The organism is Sulfitobacter sp. UBA4523, from assembly GCF_002388305.1.
GTDB classification, from domain to species: domain Bacteria; phylum Pseudomonadota; class Alphaproteobacteria; order Rhodobacterales; family Rhodobacteraceae; genus Sulfitobacter; species Sulfitobacter pontiacus.
In genome coordinates this window covers 31,480-33,274 of the sequence record NZ_DGMH01000021.1, presented here as the reverse complement: position 1 = coordinate 33,274, position 1,795 = coordinate 31,480, and the positions used below count along the sequence as shown (strand labels likewise).

Genomic DNA, 1,795 nt, shown 5'->3' with positions numbered 1-1,795 from the left:
ATCATTGCACAGGCCCTTGGCGGCAAGGTCGAGAAATTCGCCGGCGGCTGGTCCGTGGGCCGCACCGAATACACCATCGACGGAGAGACCCTGGCCCTGAACGCCTGGCATCAGGATCAGGTCACCCAACTGCCCGAAGGGGCCAAGGTGGTCGGCGCGTCCGACTTCTGCGCCAATGCGGCCCTGCTATATGATGATCAGATCTGGACCATCCAGCCCCACCCCGAATTCACCCAAGACTTTATCGACGGGCTGATCCGCACCCGCGGCAAGGGCGTGGTGCCCGATCACCAGCTTCAGGCGGCCTCTGCCCTGCTGGACGCCCCCACCGACAATGCAAAAATCGCCGACCATATTGCAGATTTCCTCAAGAAAGAGAGATTATGATGTCCGACTGGCTTGAAGAGCTTCCCCCCGCAGCACGCGAATATCTGGAGGGCAAGCGGCTCGACGAAGTTGAATGTATCATCCCCGACCTACCCGGCATCGCACGCGGCAAAGCGGTGCCCGCCACAAAATTCGCACGGCAGGAATATTTCCACCTGCCCGACAGCATCTTCTACCAGACCATCACCGGTGAATGGGGCGACGCCGCCGGTGCCGACGGGTTCATCGAAAAAGACATGATCCTGCGCCCCGATATCTCGACCGCGACCGCCGCCCCCTGGACCGGCGACTGGACATTGCAAGTGATCCACGACGCCTTTGACCGCGACGGCAATCCGGTCGAATATTCGCCGCGCAATGTGCTCAAACGCGTTGTCGATCTTTATCGCGCGCAAGGGTGGGAGCCGGTCGTCGCCCCCGAGATGGAATTCTTTCTGGTCGCGCGCAACCTCGACCCCGCGCATGAGATCAAACCGATGATGGGCCGCTCCGGCCGCCCTGCTGCCGCGCGTCAGGCCTATTCCATGACCGCCGTCGATGAATTCGGCCCCGTGATCGACGACATCTACGACTTTGCCGAAGCGCAGGGGTTCGAGATTGACGGTATCACCCAGGAAGGCGGCGCGGGCCAGCTTGAGATCAACCTGATCCACGGTGACCCCGTGCGGCTGGCCGACGAGGTGTTCTATTTCAAACGTCTGATCCGCGAAGCCGCCCTGCGCCACGATTGCTATGCCACCTTCATGGCGAAACCCATCGCCAACGAACCCGGCAGCGCCATGCATATCCACCATTCGGTGCTGGATGCCACGACGGGCAAGAACATCTTCTCCGGCCCGCAAGGCGGCGAGACGGACGCGTTTTACCACTTTATCGCCGGCATGCAGAACCACATGCCCGACGCGCTGGCCGTCATTGCGCCCTATGTGAACAGCTACCGGCGCTACGTCAAAGACCATGCCGCGCCGATCAATCTGGAATGGGGCCGCGACAACCGCACCACGGGCATCCGCGTGCCCCTCTCCGGCCCCGCGTCGCGCCGGGTCGAGAACCGCCTCGCCGGTATGGACTGCAACCCCTACCTCGGCATCGCCGCCTCGCTCGCCTGCGGTTATCTGGGTCTGATGGAACAGAAAAAGCCCAAAGCCGAATTCAAGGGCGACGCCTATGACGGCGACGGGGATATCCCGCAGGTGCTGGGATCCGCGCTGGATCTGTTTGAAGAGGCCACGACCCTGCACGAGGTGTTGGGCCCCGAGTTCGCCCGCGTCTACGCCATCGTCAAACGCGCGGAATACGAAGAGTTCCTGCATGTGATTTCCCCGTGGGAACGCGAGCACCTGTTGATGAACGTCTAGGCCCGCCGCACCCGCGGGAGCCTTCGGCGAGGATTTAAGACCATTTGGAA

At 62.1% G+C, this 1,795-nt stretch carries 2 protein-coding genes; both read left to right on the top strand.

Going from position 1 to position 1,795, the window contains the following annotated elements; all coding sequences use genetic code 11:
- Window positions 1-387: type 1 glutamine amidotransferase (locus B3849_RS04705; protein WP_414718018.1), on the top strand; the 387-nt coding region annotated here is incomplete at its 5' end.
- On the top strand, window positions 387-1,745 hold the full coding sequence (locus B3849_RS04700) for a glutamine synthetase family protein (protein ID WP_037944976.1): 1,359 nt from the start codon (window positions 387-389) through the stop codon (window positions 1,743-1,745). The genes B3849_RS04705 and B3849_RS04700, both read left to right, overlap by 1 nt.
- Window positions 1,746-1,795: the final 50 nt, after the last annotated feature.